13 protein-coding genes are annotated in these 18,157 nt (G+C 71.6%); 9 read left to right on the top strand and 4 right to left on the bottom strand.

The window, feature by feature from the left end:
• Positions 1-26: 26 nt before the first annotated feature.
• Positions 27-452, bottom strand: a complete 426-nt coding sequence (locus AMK58_RS01585) for a hypothetical protein (protein WP_059398518.1) — start codon at positions 450-452, stop codon at positions 27-29.
• Between the two features lie 211 nt (positions 453-663).
• On the opposite strand from AMK58_RS01585, the gene AMK58_RS01590 reads away from it, so the two are divergent.
• On the top strand, positions 664-1,686 hold the full coding sequence (locus AMK58_RS01590) for an NAD(P)/FAD-dependent oxidoreductase (protein WP_035669587.1): 1,023 nt from the start codon (positions 664-666) through the stop codon (positions 1,684-1,686).
• 75 nt (positions 1,687-1,761) lie between these two features.
• On the opposite strand, the gene AMK58_RS01595 is transcribed toward AMK58_RS01590, so the two are convergent.
• Positions 1,762-2,334: a Spy/CpxP family protein refolding chaperone gene (locus AMK58_RS01595; RefSeq protein ID WP_035669583.1), complete on the bottom strand. Its 573-nt coding sequence runs from the start codon at positions 2,332-2,334 to the stop codon at positions 1,762-1,764.
• Between the two features lie 186 nt (positions 2,335-2,520).
• On the opposite strand from AMK58_RS01595, the gene AMK58_RS01600 reads away from it, so the two are divergent.
• The 3 genes from AMK58_RS01600 (at position 2,521) to AMK58_RS01610 (ending at position 6,220) form a co-directional block, all read left to right on the top strand.
• Entirely contained in the window at positions 2,521-3,246 is a 726-nt protein-coding gene (locus AMK58_RS01600) for a response regulator (protein WP_035669580.1), read from the top strand.
• 2 nt (positions 3,247-3,248) lie between these two features.
• Positions 3,249-4,628 carry an ATP-binding protein gene (locus AMK58_RS01605; RefSeq protein WP_059398519.1) on the top strand — a complete coding sequence of 460 codons (1,380 nt, stop codon included), beginning with the start codon at positions 3,249-3,251 and terminating at the stop codon, positions 4,626-4,628.
• Positions 4,629-4,858: 230 nt separating this feature from the next.
• The gene (locus AMK58_RS01610; protein ID WP_059398520.1) at positions 4,859-6,220 is read left to right on the top strand and encodes an NAD(P)/FAD-dependent oxidoreductase; all 1,362 of its coding nucleotides are present in this window, start codon (positions 4,859-4,861) and stop codon (positions 6,218-6,220) included.
• Positions 6,221-6,230: 10 nt separating this feature from the next.
• Here the strand turns inward: AMK58_RS01610 and AMK58_RS01615 are convergent, their stop codons facing one another.
• Together AMK58_RS01615 and AMK58_RS01620 are read right to left on the bottom strand one after the other, a co-directional pair.
• Positions 6,231-8,615 (bottom strand): sensor histidine kinase, encoded by a 2,385-nt coding sequence (locus tag AMK58_RS01615; RefSeq protein WP_059398521.1) that lies wholly within the window; start codon positions 8,613-8,615, stop codon positions 6,231-6,233.
• 87 nt (positions 8,616-8,702) lie between these two features.
• Entirely contained in the window at positions 8,703-12,326 is a 3,624-nt protein-coding gene (locus AMK58_RS01620; protein ID WP_059398522.1) for an ATP-binding protein, read from the bottom strand.
• 190 nt (positions 12,327-12,516) lie between these two features.
• On the opposite strand from AMK58_RS01620, the gene AMK58_RS01625 reads away from it, so the two are divergent.
• The 5 genes from AMK58_RS01625 to AMK58_RS01645 all read left to right on the top strand — a co-directional run bounded on the left by AMK58_RS01625 (position 12,517) and on the right by AMK58_RS01645 (position 18,151).
• The gene (locus tag AMK58_RS01625; protein WP_158283121.1) at positions 12,517-13,560 is read left to right on the top strand and encodes an amino acid ABC transporter substrate-binding protein; all 1,044 of its coding nucleotides are present in this window, start codon (positions 12,517-12,519) and stop codon (positions 13,558-13,560) included.
• A 172-nt stretch (positions 13,561-13,732) separates the two neighbouring features.
• A complete protein-coding gene (gene trpB / locus AMK58_RS01630; protein ID WP_014238652.1) occupies positions 13,733-14,950 on the top strand; it encodes a tryptophan synthase subunit beta in 1,218 nt (405 codons plus the stop codon).
• Positions 14,947-15,801 carry a tryptophan synthase subunit alpha gene (gene trpA, locus AMK58_RS01635; protein WP_051139993.1) on the top strand — a complete coding sequence of 285 codons (855 nt, stop codon included), beginning with the start codon at positions 14,947-14,949 and terminating at the stop codon, positions 15,799-15,801. Before trpB ends, trpA begins: the two co-directional genes overlap by 4 nt.
• 63 nt (positions 15,802-15,864) lie before the next feature.
• Positions 15,865-16,845 carry an acetyl-CoA carboxylase, carboxyltransferase subunit beta gene (gene accD / locus AMK58_RS01640; RefSeq protein WP_035669530.1) on the top strand — a complete coding sequence of 327 codons (981 nt, stop codon included), beginning with the start codon at positions 15,865-15,867 and terminating at the stop codon, positions 16,843-16,845.
• A 7-nt stretch (positions 16,846-16,852) separates the two neighbouring features.
• Positions 16,853-18,151, top strand: a complete 1,299-nt coding sequence (locus tag AMK58_RS01645; RefSeq protein WP_035669528.1) for a bifunctional folylpolyglutamate synthase/dihydrofolate synthase — start codon at positions 16,853-16,855, stop codon at positions 18,149-18,151.
• Positions 18,152-18,157 lie beyond the last annotated feature (6 nt).

Here is an 18,157-nt window from a genome sequence, read left to right on the forward strand (position 1 = left end):
GGATGCGGTCAAATCAACGGCGGCAATCAACGGCGGGAGGCGGCCTTGCGCGGCACCGGGGGAGGAGCGGGGGGCGGCTCCGTCGCCTCGACGCGGTCTTCCACCAGACGCGGCGGCTTCTTGAAGTTCATGGTGATCATCAGCGTCAGGGCGCCGTTGATCAGATGGATCATCTTGTCGGACTCGACGGGCAGGGGAATCTTGCGGCCCATGCAATAGGACACCAGCGCCGCGGCGACCTCGGACTCGTGCAGGGTCATGCTGCGGTCGTCGCCCTCGTCCCCGGTGACCTGGATCAGCGTCTCCACCCCGCCGCCGCCGGGCTGGCCGGGGCGGTAGGTGACCTTGCCGACGGTGCCGCTGGGCAGCGGCTCCTTCATCCGGCGGCGGCGGTCGAGCACGGCCTTCACGACCTCCTGGTCGGTGAACACGAGGCAGCGCAGCTCCTTCATCGCCAGTCCTTCATTGCGGCCGCTCCGGCACGGGGGAAACGGGCAAATCCTACCCCACCGCGACCGCACGCCCAGAAGGAAATCGGCAGTGCAGCACCCATTTTGCGCGCGCCGTTCGCCCTCCCCGTGCAGGGCGGGGTTGACCGGGGGCGCGAAACCGGACAATTGAAGGCGTCATCGTTCCCCCCGTTTGCACAAGGCAGCGCGTCCCATGTCGCACACCGTCCATCGCACCGACGTCGTCATCGTCGGCGCCGGCCCCGTCGGTCTCTTCGCCGTGTTCGAATGCGGCATGCTGAAGATGCGATGCCATGTGGTGGACGCGCTGGACATGGTGGGCGGGCAGTGCACCGCGCTGTACCCGGAAAAGCCGATCTACGACATCCCGGCCCACCCGGCCATCGAGGCCGCCGACCTGATCGACCGGCTGGCGGAGCAGGCCGCCCCCTTCAACCCGACCTATCATCTGGGCCAGCAGGTCGAGAAGCTGACCCGGACGGACGAAGGGCGCTGGCTGGTGGAGACCAGCATCGGCACGCGGATCGACACCCAGGCGGTGATCATCGCCGCCGGCTGCGGCGCCTTCGGCCCCAACCGCCCGCCGCTGGACGGGCTGGAGCAGTATGAGGGCACGTCGGTCTTCTACATGGTCCGCCGCAAGCAGGACTTCGCCGGCAAGCGCGTGGTCATCGCCGGCGGCGGCGATTCCGCCGTGGACTGGACGCTGTCGCTGGCCGACGTGGCGGAGAAGGTCTATGTCGTCCACCGCCGGCCCAAGTTCCGCGCCGCCCCGGAAAGCGTCGCCCGCATGGACGTCCTGGTCCGCGAGGGCAAGGTGGAGATGGTGGTGCCCTACCAGCTCTCCGGTCTGGTCGGCGAGAACGGCCAGCTCTCCGCCGTGCGCGTCGCCACGCTGGACGGCGAGGAGAAGGACCTGCCGGCCGACGCGCTGCTCGCCTTCTTCGGCCTGTCGATGAATCTGGGGCCGATCGCCGAGTGGGGCCTGAACCTGGAGCGCAGCCATATCGGCGTCAGCCTTCCCGGCTGCGCCACCAGCGCCCCCGGCGTCTACGCCATCGGCGACATCGCGACCTATCCCGGCAAGCTGAAGCTGATCCTCTGCGGCTTCTCCGAGGCGGCGCAGGCGGCCCACGCCATCCACCCGCTGGTCCATCCGGGCGAGGCGCTGCACTTCGAATACTCGACCTCCAAGGGCGTTCCGGGCGCCGAGTGACCGTCCCGAAAACGGAAACGGGCCGCCGGGGGTACCGGCGGCCCGCTCCGTCAACGGCTGACGGGAGGCAAGGGATCAGCCGCCGCGGGGGCCCTTGTCGGGACCCGGACCGGGGCCATGGCCGTGCATGGGGCCGGGGCCGTGATGGCGCATGCCCGGGCCGCCCATGCCGCCGCCCATCATGCCGTGCCCGGCGCGGTCGAGGAAGCGGTCGGCCTGCTTCTGCTGGTCCGGGGTGAGCTGGGCGTAGAGGTCGGTCAGCGCCGGGCGCACCTGCTGAAGCTGGGCGAGGCGGGCCGACATCATGGCCTCCATGCGCTCAAGCCGGGCCGGAGCGGCGGCGGGCATCGGCTGGTCCTTGTACTTGGCGCAGAGGTCCTGGGTGGGCTTCTGGCTCGCCTTCGCGGCGTCGGCGAACTTGGTCCAGGCGGCGCGCTGCTGGTCGGTGATGTTCAGCTTCTTCTCGGCGTAGGCCAGCATGCCGGCCAGCCGGGCGTCCTGATCCTCGCACATCCGGGAGAAATGCCGGCCGCCGTCCGGACCGGGGCCAGGGCCGGCGCCGGGACCCGGCTGCTGCTGGGCGAAGACCGGCACGGCGAGGCCGAGACCGAGAACCAGCGCGGCGGTGGTCATCATAGCGCGTTTCATGGGGATGCTCCTTGTTATCGACGGGGTCTTGCGTTCCCGATGACCCCGATGATGGGCCGGCAACGTATCCGGTTGATGTCCGGCCTTCCGTGAATTGGTAACGCTGTGTAACAGCCGGCCCCCCCGTAACGTGGCGTTACACATTTCTTCTTCACCCCGGCGCCCGCGCGTCGGATCATGCGTTCCATGGACCGCACCCCTCACCTGCTGGTGGTCGACGACGACCGCGAAATCCGCACCCTCCTGTCGCAGTTCCTGACGCGGCACGGCTTCCGCGTCACCGGGGCCAAGGACGGGGTGGAGATGATGCGCACGCTGGACAGCGCGCGCGTGGACCTGATCGTGCTCGACCTGATGATGCCGGGGGAGGACGGGCTGAGCCTGTGCCGCCGCCTGCGCGCCGCCCCGGAGACGGCGCAGACGCCGGTCATCATGCTGACCGCGATGGGCGAGGAGACGGACCGCATCGTCGGGCTGGAGATGGGGGCCGATGACTATCTGGCGAAGCCCTTCAGCCCGCGCGAGCTGCTGGCCCGCGTCAAGGCCGTGCTGCGCCGCGCCTCCGGCCCACCGGTGGCCGGCGGTGCGGTGGGCAAGACGCTGGGCTTCGAGGGCTGGACGCTCGACCTCGCCAAGCGGGAGCTGCGCTCGCCCGACGGGGTGCTGGTGCAGCTCTCCGCCGGGGAATACGACCTGCTGGTCGCCTTCGTGGAGCATCCGCAGCGGGTGCTGACCCGCGACCAGCTTCTCGATCTGGCGCGCGGGCGCTCGGCGGTGCCCTTCGATCGCTCCATCGACGTGCAGGTCAGCCGGCTGCGCCGCAAGATCGAGCCCGACCCCGCCGACCCCACCATGATCAAGACGGTGCGCGGCGGCGGCTATCTGTTCACCCCGGCGGTGACGGGGGCGTGAAGATGGAGACCGCCCGCAAGAGCCGCCTGCTGGTGGCCCGGCGCTGGCTGCCGGACAGCATTGCCTCGCGGCTGGTGCTGACCGTGGTGCTGGCGCTTCTGCTGACCCAGGCGGTCAGCGCGCTGGTCTATCTGACCGACCGCCCTCCGGGACCGCCGGCTCACAGCATGCGCGTCCTCGTCCAGCGTGTGACGGCCATCGTCCAGCTCGTGGAGAGCACCCCGCCGCCGGAGCGGCGGCGGCTGGTCAAGGCGATCGACGACCCCGTGCTGCGGGTGGACTGGAATCCCGAGACTCCGCGCTTCGCCAACCAGCGCGAAGGCTTTCCCTTCGACCGGCTGCGCCGGGCCATCCGCGGCGAGCTGGACGATCCCGAGCGCGCCGTGGTGGTCGAGGTCCGGCGGGAGCGCCCCATGCCCGGCCCCTTCCCGGTGGACGAGCATCGCTGGGGCGCCGACGTCCGGCTGTCGGTGGGGCTGAAGGACGGGTCCTGGCTGACCTTCGTCGGCGGCGACCCGCTGGAGGGGCCGTTCCGGCTGCTGCGCTTCGCGCTGTGGATGGCCGGCATCGTCGGGGCGGTGGCTCTGGTCTCGGTCTGGACGGCGCGCCGCATGACCGCCCCCATCGCGCGCTTCGCCGACGCGGCGGAGCGGCTGGGCGTGGACGGCGAGGCGCCGCCTTTGCCGGAAGCCGGCCCCCAGGAGCTGCGCGCCGCCACCCGCGCCTTCAACCGGATGCAGGCGCGTCTGGCCCGCTTCGTCGCCGACCGCACGCAGATGCTGGCGGCGATGAGCCACGACCTGCGCACGCCGCTGACCCGCCTGCGCCTGCGCGCCGAACTGGTCGAGGACCCGGAGATGCAGCGCAAGATGCTCGCCGACCTCGACGAGATGGCGGCGATGATCAACGCCACGCTGGCCTTCGCCCGCGACGACGCCAAGCACGAGCCGCGCGGCCCGCTCGACCTCGCCGACCTGCTGCAGAGCCTGTGCGACGACCGGGCGGACGCCGGGCACGCGGCGGCCTACGAGGGGCCGGCGCACGCGACGGTGGACGGGCGCCCGGTGGCTCTGCGCCGCGCCTTTGCCAACCTGATGGACAACGCCATCGCCTATGGCGGCGGCTTCACCGTGCGCTTGCGGCCCGTGGATGGGGAATTGCGGGTGGAGATCGAGGACGGCGGTCCCGGCATTCCGGAGGCGGAGTTCGAGAAGGTCTTCGCCCCCTTCTACCGGCTGGAGCGCTCGCGCTCCCGCGACACCGGCGGGGTGGGGCTGGGTCTGGCCACCGCCCGCACGGTGGTGCGCGGCCATGGCGGCGACATCGCGCTGTCCAACCGCCCGGAAGGTGGGCTGCGGGTGACGGTGACCCTGCCGCGGTGATGGCAGGGTGCGTCAAAGCCCTCGCCCCTCCGGGGAGAGGGTTGGGTGAGGGGGCGTCCGAAGGGCGGAAACGCAGCCTCATTGCAGAGCCTTTCCGGCCTGCGGCCGCCCCCTCATCCTGACCTTCTCCCCAGCCTTCTCTCCAGGGGGGAGAAGGGATTATGCACCGCAACATCGGCGGCGCATCGGCGTTTAACGGTGCAGGATCAACGTCACCGGAGGTTGCCGCCGTGCCGCAGATCGACCGCACCCCCTCGCCCGTGGACCTCCGCCCCCATGTCGTGATCGTCGGGGCGGGGTTCGGCGGGCTGGCCTGCGCGGAGGCCCTGGGCGGGACGAACATCCGCGTCACCATCATCGACCGCAACAACTATCACCTGTTCGTGCCGCTGCTCTATCAGGTGGCGACCGCCGCCCTGTCGCCCGCCGACATCGCCGAGCCGATCCGCCGCATCGTCAGCCGCCACCCCAACATCGACGTGGTGATGGGCGAGGTGACCGGGGTCGACCGTACGGCCAAGCGGGTGGAACTGGCCGACGGCAGCTTCGTCCCCTACGACCGGCTGGTGCTGGCGACCGGCTCCTCCTACAGCTATTTCGGGCACGACGACTGGGCGGAGATCGCCCCCGGCCTGAAGACCATCGAGAACGCCCGGCGGATCCGCGCCCGGCTGCTGATGAATTTCGAGCAGGCGGAGATGAGCGAGGACCCGGCCCGGCAGAAGGCGCTGATGACCACCATCGTGGTCGGCGGCGGTCCCACCGGCGTGGAGATGGCCGGGGCGGTGGCCGAACTGGCCCGCTTTACGTTGGCCCGCGACTTCCGCCGCATCGACCCGCGCACCGCCCGCGTCCTGCTGGTCGAGGCCGGGCCGCGCATCCTGTCCACCTTCCCGGAAGACCTCGGCCAATACGCCCGCCGCAAGCTGGAGGAGCTGGGCGTCGTCGTGCTGACCGGACAGGCGGTGGAGAGCATCACGCCGGAGGGCGCCACGGTCGGCGGGCGCTTCATCCCGGCGGGGGCCATCGTGTGGGGCGCCGGGGTCAAGGCCTCGCCCGCCGGCTCCTGGCTGGGGGTGGAGACCGACCGCAGCGGGCGCATCCCGGTCGACGCCGACATGGCGGTGCCGGGCGTGCCCGACGTCTACGCGCTGGGCGACACGGCGGCGCTGGCCGGCGACGACGGCAAGCCGCTGCCCGGTCTGGCCCAGGTCGCCAAGCAGCAGGGCGAGCATCTCGGCGGCGGGTTGGAGGCCAGCCTGCTGCGCGGTCAGCCGCTGGAACCCTTCCGCTTCCGCAACCGCGGCAACACCGCCATCGTCGGGCGCAGCGCCGCCGTCTTCGATTTCGGAACGCGCAAGCTGAAGGGCTGGTTCGCCTGGGTGCTGTGGGCGATCATCCACGTCTATCTGCTGGTGAATTTCCAGAAGCGGATGCTGGTCACCATGCAGTGGCTGTGGCGCTGGGCCACCTACCAGCGCGGCGCGCGGCTGATCACCACCGACCGCCCGGTGTCGGTCGCGGAATCCGTCACCTCGCCGCATGGCGGGAGCGCCGAACCCTTCCGGGACGTGAGGCGCGGCCAGGGCTGACGGCTTCGGATCAGGAGGGCTTTGGACCGGAGGCGGGGGGAAGCGGCAGGACGCAGCGGAAGCGGGTGCCGTGGCCCGGCCACTCCTCGACCTCCAGCCGCCCGCCGTGCAGCTCCATGACGTTGCGGACCAGCGACAGGCCGAGCGCCGCGGCGCCGCGCGGGTCGTTGCGGTCGTAGCGCGAGGGCAGGGCGGCCTCGCCCGGCCCGGCGCCGCTGCCCACGGTCAGCACGATGGTCCCGGCGGTCCGTTCCCCGGACAGCAGGATGCGGCGGTCCGCCGGCGGGTGGCGGATGGCGCCGACGACCAGGGTGAACAGCGCCTGCTTGAGCCGCCGGGCGTCGCCCTCCGCCTCGCCCAGCGACGACGGGGCGGCGAGGTCGAGGCGCAGCCCCTCGCGCCGCGCCCATTCGCGGGTCAGCTCGCCCACCGTCTCCAGCAGGTCGGGCACGTCCACGACGGCGCGGTCCAGCGTGGTCACCCCGGCCCCCAGGCTGGTCATGTCGACGACGTCGTCGATCAGCTCCAGCAGCCGCTCGCCCGCGTTGAGGACGCCCTTCACATACTCGATCTGGCGCGGGTTCAGCTCCCCGAAATACTGGTTCGCCAGCACCTCGGCGAAGCCGATGATGCCGTTCAGCGGGTTGCGCAGATGGTGCGAGACGTTGGCGATGAACTCGCTCTTCAACTGGTCGGCGGCCTCCAGCGCGGCGTTGGAGGCGCGCAACGCCTGCTCCAGCCGGGCGCTGTCGGTGACGTCGAGATAGCTGTTCAGCACCGCCCCGTCGGGCAGCGGCAGGGTCGAGAACTCGACCACCGACCCGTCGGCCCGCTCCAGCCGACCCGAGCGCACGGCGCGTTCCAGCGTCGCGCCGATCATCTCGTCCTTCAGGCTGTCCCAGTCGCCGCCATTCTCCAGGAAGGGCCGCATCCGCTCGAACAGGCCGGAGATGTGCGGCTCGCCCAGCAGGTCCTCGTCGTCGAGGTCCCAGACGCGCGCGAAGGCCGGGTTGGACAGCTTCAGCCGCCCGTCGCCGCCGAACACCGCGATGCCCTCGGCCAGATTGTCCAGCGTCTCCTGCTGCACGGCGATCAGCGTGTTGTAGGAGGATTCCAGGGCCAGCGTGTTGGTCACGTCCTCCAGGATCTGCATCAGCCCGCCCAGCGGGTGCGGGGCGGCGAGGCTGCGCAGAGTCGTGCCGTCCGGCAGGTGCATCAGCTCCTCGACCGGCTCCAGCAGGCGGGTGTAGCGGCTCAGCCGCTCGCGCTTGTAGCTCTGGTAGTCGGCGTATTCGGGCAGGCGGCGGCGGGTGCGCAGCTCCTCCAGGATCTCGCCGTGGGTGGGCTGGCTGCGCAGCCACGACTCCTCCAGGTCCCACAGCCGGGCGTAGGCCTGGTTGAAGAAGGTCAGCCGCGTGTCGGCGCCAAAGATGGCGATGGCCGCGCCCAGCCGCTCCAGCACCTCGCCGTGGGCGGCGAGGTGGCGGCTCAGCTCGCCGCGCAACTCTTCCACCGCCGTGACGTCCAGCGCGTAGCCGACGACCAGCGTGCCGCCGCCGTCCGGGGCGGGCAGGGGGGCCTCGGTGACCTCCAGCAGGCGCCGCTCGGCGCCGATGACGGCGGAAACCCGCTCCGACTGGGCGACCCCGCTGCGAAGCGCGCGTTGCGCCAGGGCGCGCCCGGCGTCGCTCAGCTCCTTGCCGCTGTCCGGCACGGCGGCAGGGTCGGAATCCACGGCACGGGCGTAGGCGCGGTTGCACCAGGACAGCGTCTGCCCGGCGCCGCGCAGCCACACCGGCAGCGGCAGGGCGTCCACCGCCGCGCGCAGCTCGGCCAGCGCCGATTCGGCGTCGTGCCGTCCGCGGGTCAGTCCCTCCTGTTCGGCGCAACGGTCGGTGATGTCCTCCAGCCAGACGACGTTCTGATGCCCGGCGTTCTGATGCCCGGCGGCCCGCCGCCCGTTCAGCAACAGGCGCCGTCCGCTGCGGGTCGTCGCCTCGATTCGGAAGTCCTCGCCCCCACCGCGCAGGCGGCGGACGGCCTCGGCGACTCGGGGGGCGTCGCTGTCGGCGAAGGCGCTCGCGATGTCCTGGCCCGGCTCCGTCCCCAGAAATCCGGCGCAGCCCGGCGCCGCGCTGACGGCGCCTTCGGCGTTCCAGGCGCACCAGGGATGGGGGGATGCGGCCAGCAGGGCCTCCAGACGCGCCACGTCGGCCGCCAGCCGGTCGCTGCGGCGGCGCTCCTTGCCGGTCCAGAACAGCCCGCCGAATCCGGCGGCGCCGAGGACACCGGCAAAGCCCAGCACAGCCGGCGAGCCGGAGGGCCCGGCCATCAGGCCGACTCCCACCGCCAGCCCCAGCGCGGCAAAGGCGTATGATCGGGTCAGGACACTCACGCGGGTGAGACTAGTCCACGCCTCCCGGCGGAGCAAGGCGGGCCGGGGGTGGTGCCACTTTCGGGGTGGTGCGGCCCTTTCTCCCAGCTACACCGCCTCCCCGATCCGCAGGGCGCGGATCGCCGCTTCGACCGCCGGGAAGGCGGTGCGCACCGCCGTCAGGGCGTGCCCGGTCCCGTCCGGATCGCCGCGATGGGCGGCGAGTTCCAGGGCGGACGCGGCGCGGCCCAGCCGGTTGGCCCCCGCCGTGCGCGCCGCCCCGGCCAGCGTGTGGGCGGTGCCGCGGACGGCCTCCAGGTCGCTCCGTTCCAGGGCGGCGGCGGCCTCGTCCAGCAGCGGGCGGGTGGTTTCCAGGAAGAAATCCAGCATGTCCAGCGACGCCGCGTCGAGCCCGCCGAAGGTGGTGCGGACATGGTCGAGGTCCAGCGTCTGCTCCGCCGTCCCGGCGGGCTCCGCCGCGGGTGGATCGTCGGGAGCCGCGACGCTGCCCTCGCCCAGCGCCCGGTTCAGGGCGGCGGCGAGCTGCTTCAGGGTCACCGGCTTGGCGATGTAGTCGTCCATGCCCGCGTCGGTGCAGCGCTCCATCTCCCCGGCCAGGGCGTTGGCGGTCATGGCGATGATGGCGGTGCGAGGACGCGGATCGGGTGCCAATTTGAAGACTGATTCAGCGCTGCGGATCTGGCGCGACAGCTCGTAGCCGTCCATGCGCGGCATGTGGCAGTCGGTGATCAGAAGCCGGTAGGGCCGTGACCGCCAGGCGGTCAGCGCCTCCAGCCCGTCGCCGCTAAGGTCGGCCTCGAAGCCGAGCTGGCGGAGCTGGCGCAGGATCACCTGCTGGTTCGTCGGGTGGTCCTCCGCCACCAGGATGATCGGCGGGGGCGCGGCCGCATCGGGGTCCGCCATGTCGAGGGCCGCCATGTCGAGGGCTGGCGGACTGTCCTCCGTCACGGGAAGCGGGGAGACGGCGCGTCCGGCCAGGGCGGTCAGGCGGCGGAACAGGGCATCGCGGCGGATCGGGCGGCCGAGATGGTCGTGGCGCGGCGGTTGTCCAGCGGGCGTTGCACCGTCCTCGCCGCTTTCCGGCGGGCAGTCGCCGGGCTGCTCCCGCCCGTCGATCAGATGCAGGGTCGGGGGAGGGCGGACCCCGGCGGCGGCGATGCGGGCCAGAACCGCCGGCGCCGACAGCCGCGGGTTGGGCGCGCCGGGCGCGTCGTCCGGATGGTGCTCCAGCAGGCCGTCGGAGAGGACCAGCAGGTCGGCGTCGGCCATTGTCAGCAGTTCCACCGCCTCGTCCGCCGTCGTGGCGTCGGCGACGGCGGCCCGCTTGTCCTCCAGCGCGCGGATCAGGACGGCGCGCTGCACCGGGTCCGGCTCGGCCACGATGATCGACAGGCCGGTCAGGTCGGTGTCGTCGCCGGGCACCGTTCGCGGATCGCCCGCCAGCAGATCGACCGTGAACCAGAAGGTGGCGCCGCAGCCCGGGGCCGATTCGACCCCGATGCGCCCTCCCATCATCTCGACGAGGCGGGCGCAGATGGCCAGCCCCAGCCCGGTGCCGCCGAAGCGGCGGGTGGTCGAGCTGTCGGCCTGGCTGAAGGGCTGGAACAGGCGGGCCTGCCCGGCGGCGCTGATGCCGATGCCGGTGTCCTCCACCGAGAAGCGCAGGCGCAGCCGGTCCGACCCGGCGTCGGACGGCTCCAGCCGGGTGCGCAGGACGACCCGGCCCGCGTCGGTGAACTTGATGGCGTTGCCGGTCAGGTTGAACAGGATCTGGCGCAGCCGTCCGGGATCGCCGCGCACCGCCGCCGGCACCTTGCGGTCGAGGTCGCAGACGAGAAGCAGCGCTTTCTGGTGGGCCTGCGGAGCCAGCAGCTCCGCCACCCCCTCCACCAGTTCGCGCGGGTCGAGGTCCATCTCGTCGAGGTCGAGCTTGCCCGCCTCGATCTTGGACAGGTCCAGGATGTCGTCGATGATCCGCAGCAGCGCCGTCGCGCTGTCGCGCACGGTGGTGACGAGTTCGGTCTGCTCCGCGTCCAGCGGGCTCAGGGCGATCAGCTCCAGCATGCCCAGCACGCCGTTCATCGGGGTGCGGATCTCGTGGCTCATGGTCGCCAGGAACTCCGACTTGGACCGGGCGGCGACCTCCGCCTGGTCCTTGGCGTGGCGCAGGTCCTCTTCGGCGCGCTTGCGGCCGGTGATGTCGTAGCTCCAGGCGAGGATCGCCGGTTCCCCCTCGAACTCCGTGCGCTGAAGCGTCTGAAGCGCCCAGACGCGGCTGCCGTCGGGCCGGTCGACCGCCACCTCGACGTCGCGGGCGACCAGCCCGGGGCCCTCCTGCGGGAGGGCACGTCCCTGCAGGGTGGCGCCGGGCAGGGCCAGCGCGTGGCGGCGCCCGACAAAGGCGTCCGGCGGCAGCCCGGCCAGTTCAGCGGCGCGGGCGTTGGCGAAGGCCACGGAGCCGTCGGGACGCCCGATCGATACGCCGACCGGACTCTGCTCCAGGATCGCGCGCAGGCGGCGCTCGCTGTCCGACAGGGCGTGTTCGCGCGAACGGATGGTGGCGACGAAATAGTGCAGGGCGCGCGCCATGTCGGCGATCTCGTCCTGCCCATGGGTGGGGATGGCGACGGACCGCCCGGCGGCCGACGCGGCCATGGCCGTCTGCAGCCCACGCAGCCGCCGCACCACGTTGCGGTGGATGTAGAGGAAGATGCCGAGGGCACCGAGGATGGACACCACGGCCATCGCCAGGATGGCGTTCTTGCCGTCGCGGATCACCCGCTCGAACTCGCCGGAGCGGGCGGCGATGTCCTGCTCGATGGCCAGGAAATGGTCCGACACCGCGCCGACCAGCCGGTCGGAGACGTTCTGGTTGCGTGCGATGGAGCCTTTGATGGCGCGGGCCAAGCCGATTTCGGTCAGGCGGCTGTTGAACAGGTTGTGTTCCCCAAGCCCCAGCGCCTCCAGCTCCCGGTACAGCGGCTCCAGGTCGAAGGCGGCGCCGGAGGGCAAAGCGGCCACGACCTCCGCCGCGCGGTCCATCGCGGCGCGGTAGTCCTGCCGCAGCCGGTCCACCCGCGCCTCGTGGTCGGCGCGGGAGGCGGCGAGCATCAGCAGGATGGCGTGCTGGGCCTCCGCCGTCCACAGGTCGATTCGCCGTTCGACGTCCCGGGCCTCCCCCCACTCCTCCAGGGTCCTGGGGGTGGTGGTTTTGTCCCGCAGCGCTTCCTCGGCGTTGCGGACGCGTTCGGCCAGATGCATCAGGCGGCCGACCAGCCCACCCGTCTCCGCGGCGGCGGCGAGCTGGCGCTCCACCTGGGTGTTCAGGGTCATCAGGTTGGCGATCAGCTCGTTCTTGCGGCGCTGCAGCTCGACCACGTCGGCCACGTCGGTGCCGCGGTCGCGCAGCCGGGTCATCAGGTCTTCCAGCAGGGCGATCTGATCGCTCAGCCGGGCCATCACCGATTCGCGCACCGACTGGCTCTGCACTGCCACCAGGGCCGGGGCGTTGGCGGCCAGCGTGCCGCTCTGCTGGGCCAGTTGGGAAGCGTTGACGAGGCCCGGCACCTTGGCCGTGGCGATCTGCTCGAACCCCTCATGGAAGCGGCCGAAGAGTGAGACGGCCACCACGCCGGTGGCGGCGGTCAGGCCGGCGATCACGGTCAGACCCGCCAGGATGCGAAACGCCACGCCCAGCCGGGGAAGCCGCATGCCCGTCCCTCGATTTTTGTCGTCCGCTTGAGATAACACGGGCAATCGACCGGGCGCAATTCACACCCCCGCGCCGCGATCGGACGCTGGGCAAGCGGGTGCCCGGCGGGCTTGACCCGCGCCGGTTGCCGGACCAATGCTGACCGCCGGTGGCAAAGGTGCCGGCGGCAAAGAGGGATGGTCGATGGGCTTGGTCCGGTCTTTCGCGCGCGCCGCGGTGGTTGCCGCGGTTCTGGCGGCGGCGCTGGCCGCGCCATCCGGCGGTCCGCGGGCCGAAACCATGGAGGATGTGCGGGAGCGCGGGCTGCTGCGTTGCGGCGTCTCGTCCAGCGGGGCCGGTCTGGCGGCGGTGGACGACAACGGCAACTGGCGCGGCTTCTTCGTGGACATGTGCCGGGCGCTGGCTGCCGCCGTCGCCGGCAAGGCCGACCGCGTGGAGTTTGTCGAGACCAACTCCGAGAACCGCTTCGCCATCCTGCGCAACGGCGAGGTGGACGTGGTGATGGAGGGGACGACCTGGACCCTGCAGCGCGACGCCACCTTCGGCATCGATTTCCCGGCGGTCTACCTGTTCGACGGCCAGGGGTTCATCGCGCACCGCGCCCAGGGCATCGCCCGCCTGTCCGACCTGCCGCCCGGCGCCTCGGTCTGCGTGATCGAGCAGACCACGACCCTGCGCAACCTGGAGGATTGGATGGCCCGCACCGGCCTGCGCTTCCGCCTGAAGCCGGTGCGCTCGACCGAGGGGGCGCTGTCGGCTTTCTTCAACCATCACTGCGACCTCTACACCAGCGACCGCATCGGCCTGCACGCCCAGCGCCTGCTGAAGGCCCCCGAGCGCGAGGACTATGTCATCCTGCCGGAGGCGATCTCCAAGGAGCCGTTGGGGCCGATGGTCCGTCCGGACGAGCGGCGGTGGTTCGACGTCGTGCGCTGGGTGTTCCTGGCCACCGTCCTGGCCGAGGAGAAGGGCATCACCACCGCCAACGCCGCCCGCCTGAAGGAGGAGGCCCAGGACCCGGAGGTGCGCCGCTTCCTCGGGGCCACCGCCGGGGTCGGCTGGGGGCTGGGGCTGGACGACGGCTGGGCCTTCCGCGTGGTCACGCAGGTCGGGAACTACGGCGAGATCTTCGACCGCCATCTGGGCGCCGCCTCGCCGCTGGGCATCGACCGCGGGATGAACGGGCTGTGGATGAACGGCGGCCTGCACTACGCCCCGCCGCTGGGAGGATGAGGGCGGCGGCGCTCTGCCATGCCGCCCCGCCGGATTGCCTTCGCGCCGGCTTTTCCCATCTTGTGGGCATGTTCGGCGAAAGGTTCGGCGAACGCTTCAAATCCGGGCGATCCGCCGCTATGGTGGCGCCTTCCGGGCGCCGCGCGGCCCGCTTCAGGCAGTTTCCCAGGCCATGACCAGACCCAACACCTACCGTTCCGGTCCCGACGAGCGCGGGCATTTCGGCATCTATGGCGGACGCTTCGTCGCCGAGACGCTGATGCCCCTGATCCTTGAGGTGGAGAAAGCCTACCGCGAGGCCCGGGCCGATCCCGCCTTCGAGGGCGCGATCCGCGAGCAGCTCAAGCAATATGTCGGCCGCCCGAACCCGCTCTACTACGCCGAACGCCTGACGGAGAAGCTCGGCGGCGCGAAGATCTACTTCAAGCGCGAGGAGCTGAACCACACCGGCGCGCACAAGATCAACAACTGCATCGGCCAGATCCTGCTCGCCCGCCGCATGGGCAAGAAGCGGATCATCGCCGAGACGGGCGCCGGCCAGCACGGTGTGGCGACCGCCACGGTCTGCGCGCTGTTCGACATGCCCTGCGTCATCTACATGGGCGAGACCGACATCGCCCGCCAGCAGCCCAACGTCTTCCGCATGAAGCTGCTGGGGGCCGAGGTGGTCCCGGTGACCTCCGGCGCGCGGACGCTGAAGGACGCGATGAACGAGGCGCTGCGCGACTGGGTCACCAACGTCGCCGACACCTACTACCTGATCGGCACGGCCGCCGGCCCGCACCCGTACCCCGCCATGGTCCGCGACTTCCAGTCGGTGATCGGCGACGAGGTGCGCGTGCAGATGCAGGAGCTGGAGGGCCGTCTTCCGGACAGCCTCGTCGCCTGCGTCGGCGGCGGCTCCAACGCCATCGGCCTGTTCCATCCCTTCCTCGACGATCCGTCGGTGCAGATGGTCGCGGTCGAGGCCGCCGGCCACGGCATCGACAAGGGGCCGCTGGCCCACGCCGCCTCGATCACCGGCGGGCGCCCCGGCGTCCTGCACGGCAACCGCACCTACCTGCTGCAGGACGAGGACGGGCAGATCCTGGAAGGCCATTCCATCTCCGCCGGCCTGGACTATCCGGGCGTCGGACCGGAGCATTCCTGGCTGCACGACATCGGGCGCGTCGAGTATGTCTCGGCCACCGACCAGGAGACGCTGGACGCCTTCCAGCTCTGCGCCCGCACCGAGGGCATCATCCCCGCGCTGGAATCGGCGCACGCGCTGGCGGAGATCGTGAAGCGCGCCCCGAAACTGCCCAAGGACCACCTGATGGTGCTCTGCCTGTCGGGCCGCGGCGACAAGGACATCTTCTCCGTCGCCCAGCATCTGGGAGTGAAGCTGTGAGCGCCCTCAACGACAAGTCCGTTGACAATGGCCGCATCGCCCGGCGGTTCGCCGCGCTGAAGGCGGAGGGCCGCGCCGGCCTCGTCACCTTCATCACCGCGGGCGACCCGGACCTGGAGACCTGCCGCGCCGTCCTGCACGGCCTGCCCGCCGCGGGCGCCGATCTGATCGAGCTGGGGCTGCCCTTCTCCGACCCGATGGCCGACGGCCCGGCGATCCAGGCGGCCAGCCTGCGCGCGCTCCACGCCGGGACGACGGCGCGCAAGACGCTGGACCTCGTGCGCGGCTTCCGTGAAACGGACGCCGACACGCCGGTGATCCTGATGGGCTATTACAACCCGATCCACGCCTATGGGGTGGACCGCTTCCTGGCCGACGCCATCGAGGCCGGGGTGGACGGGCTGATCGTCGTCGACCTGCCACCCGAAGAGGACGAGGAGCTGTGCATCCCGGCGCTGAAGGCCGGGGTGAACTTCATCCGCCTGGCGACGCCGACCACCGACGACAAGCGCCTGCCGGCGGTTCTCCAGAACACCTCGGGCTTCGTCTATTACGTGTCGATCGCCGGCATCACCGGTGCTGCCAGCGCCGACAACGCCGCGGTGGGCGCCGCGGTGGAGCGGCTGAAGCGCCACACCGACCTGCCGGTGGCGGTCGGCTTCGGCATCAAGACGCCGGAGCAGGCGGCCGAGGTCGCCCGCGTCGCCGACGCGGCGGTGGTCGGCTCGGCCATCGTCACGCGGCTCGCCGGCGGGCTGGACGCGGACGGCAAGGCCCGTCCGGGTCTGGCCGAGGATGTGCTGGGCTTCGTCCGGGAACTGGCCGGCGGCGTGCGCGGCGCGCGCGTCTGAGTGCGTCGGGCCTAGATCGCCGGGCTGCGAGCGCCGGCTGAGCGGGATATCAGGAAGAATGCGATGAACTGGCTTACCAACTACGTCCGCCCCAAGATCCGCGCCCTCTATGCCCGCAAGGAGGTTCCCGACAACCTCTGGCACAAGTGCCCGAGCTGCGAGGCGATGCTCTTCCACCGCGATCTGGAGGAGAACCTCAACGTCTGCCAGCATTGCGGCTTCCACATGCGGCTAGACCCGATCAAGCGGCTGGCCTCGATGTTCGACGAGGGCGACTACCAGTCGGTCGAGCTGCCGAAGTCGGTGGTCGATCCGCTGAAGTTCCGCGACCAGAAGCGCTACACCGACCGCCTGAAGGAGGCCCAGACCAAGACGGGCCGGCATGACGCCATCGTCGTCGGCTCCGGCCTGATCGGCGGGCAGCCGGCGGTCGTCGCGGCCTTCGACTTCGGCTTCATGGGCGGCTCGATGGGCATCGCGGTGGGCGAGGGCATCCTGGCCGCCGCCCGCACCGCCATCGCCCAGAAGGCGGCGCTGATCGTCGTCCCGGCCTCGGGCGGGGCGCGCATGCAGGAAGGCATCCTGTCGCTGATGCAGATGCCGCGCACCACGATCGCGGTGGAGATGGTCAAGGAAGCCGGCCTGCCCTACATCGTGGTGCTGACCGACCCGACGACCGGCGGTGTTACCGCCTCCTTCGCGATGATCGGCGACATCCACATCGCCGAGAAGGGCGCGCAGATCGGCTTCGCCGGCGCCCGCGTGATCGAGAGCACGATCCGCGAGACCCTGCCGGAGGGCTTCCAGCGCTCCGAATACCTGCAGGAGCACGGCATGGTGGACATGGTCGTCCATCGCCGCGACCTGCGCCCGACCCTGTCGCGCGTCCTGACCCTGCTGATGCAGCCGGTCCTGGCCGTGGCGCCGGAAGCGCTGCCGGCCACGGCCGTCCAGGCGGAGGAGCCGCGTAGCCAGGCGGAGGCCGCCGACGAGACGCCGGCCCAGGCCGGCGCCGAGAGGACCGGCTCCGAGCAGCCGGCCTGATCCCGCCATGCCGCTCGCTGAGTCGCTCGCCGATCCGGTTCTCGACCGGCTGAAGGGGCTGCACCCCAAGGTCATCGACCTGTCGCTGGACCGCGTGCACCGGCTGCTCGCCGCGCTGGACCATCCGGAGCGGCGCCTGCCGCCGGTGGTCCATGTGGCGGGCACCAACGGCAAGGGCTCCACGCTCGCCTTCCTGCGGGCGATGCTGGAGGCTGCGGGGCTGCGGGTGCATGTCTACACCTCGCCGCACCTCGTGCGCTTCCACGAGCGCATCCGGCTGGCCGGCTCGCTGATCGACGACGACCGGCTGGCCGCCCTGCTGGAGGAATGCGAGGCGGCGAACGGCGGCGGGCCGATCACCTTCTTCGAGGTGACGACGGTCGCCGCCCTGCTCGCCTTCGCGCGGGAGCCGGCGGACGTGGTGCTGCTGGAAACCGGGCTGGGCGGACGGCTGGACGCCACCAACGTGGTGGACCGCCCGGCGGTCACCGCCATCACGCGCATCTCCTACGACCACCGCCAGTTCCTCGGCGACACGCTGGAGGCCATCGCGGGCGAGAAGGCCGGCATCTTCAAGCCGGGCGTCCCCGCCGTGATCTTCCCGCAGCCCGCGGAGGAGGCGGCCCGCACCCTGGCCATCCGCGCCGAGACGGTGGGCGCGCCGGTTCCCGGCTGGTCGGTCACCCCGACCGCGGGCGGTTTCCGCTTCGAAAGCGACCGCCGCCGCATCGAGCTGCCGCTGCCGGGGCTGGCCGGAGCGCACCAGATCCTCAACGCCGGGGTGGCGCTGGCCTGCCTGGACCATTTGCCGGTCAAGGTCGACGACGCGGCGGTGCGCCGCGGCCTCGCCGCCGTGCACTGGCCCGCCCGCCTGCAACGGCTGACCCGCGGCCCCCTGGCCGAGGCCTTGCCCGCCGGCTGGGACCTGTGGCTGGACGGCGGCCACAACGACTCGGCGGGCGAGGTTCTGGCCGTCCAGGCCGCACGCTGGGCGGAGGAGGAGCCGCAACGGCCGCTGCTGCTGGTCTACGGCATGCTGGCGAGCAAGGAGCCGCGGGAGTTCCTGGGTCCGCTGGCGCCCTTCGTCTCCGCCGCCCGCACCGTCGCCATTCCCGGCGAGGAGGCGTCGCTGACGGCGGAGGACACCGCCGCGGCCACCCGCGCCTGCGGCATCGCCGACAGCGCGGCGGCGGCGGATGTGGGCAGCGCCCTGGAGGATATGACGCGGCGGGTCGAAGGGCCGGCCCGCGTGCTGATCTGCGGCTCGCTCTATCTGGCCGGCACGGTGCTGGCGGAGAACGGCTGATTCGGA

This window comes from Azospirillum brasilense (genome assembly GCF_001315015.1).
Taxonomy (GTDB): domain Bacteria; phylum Pseudomonadota; class Alphaproteobacteria; order Azospirillales; family Azospirillaceae; genus Azospirillum; species Azospirillum brasilense.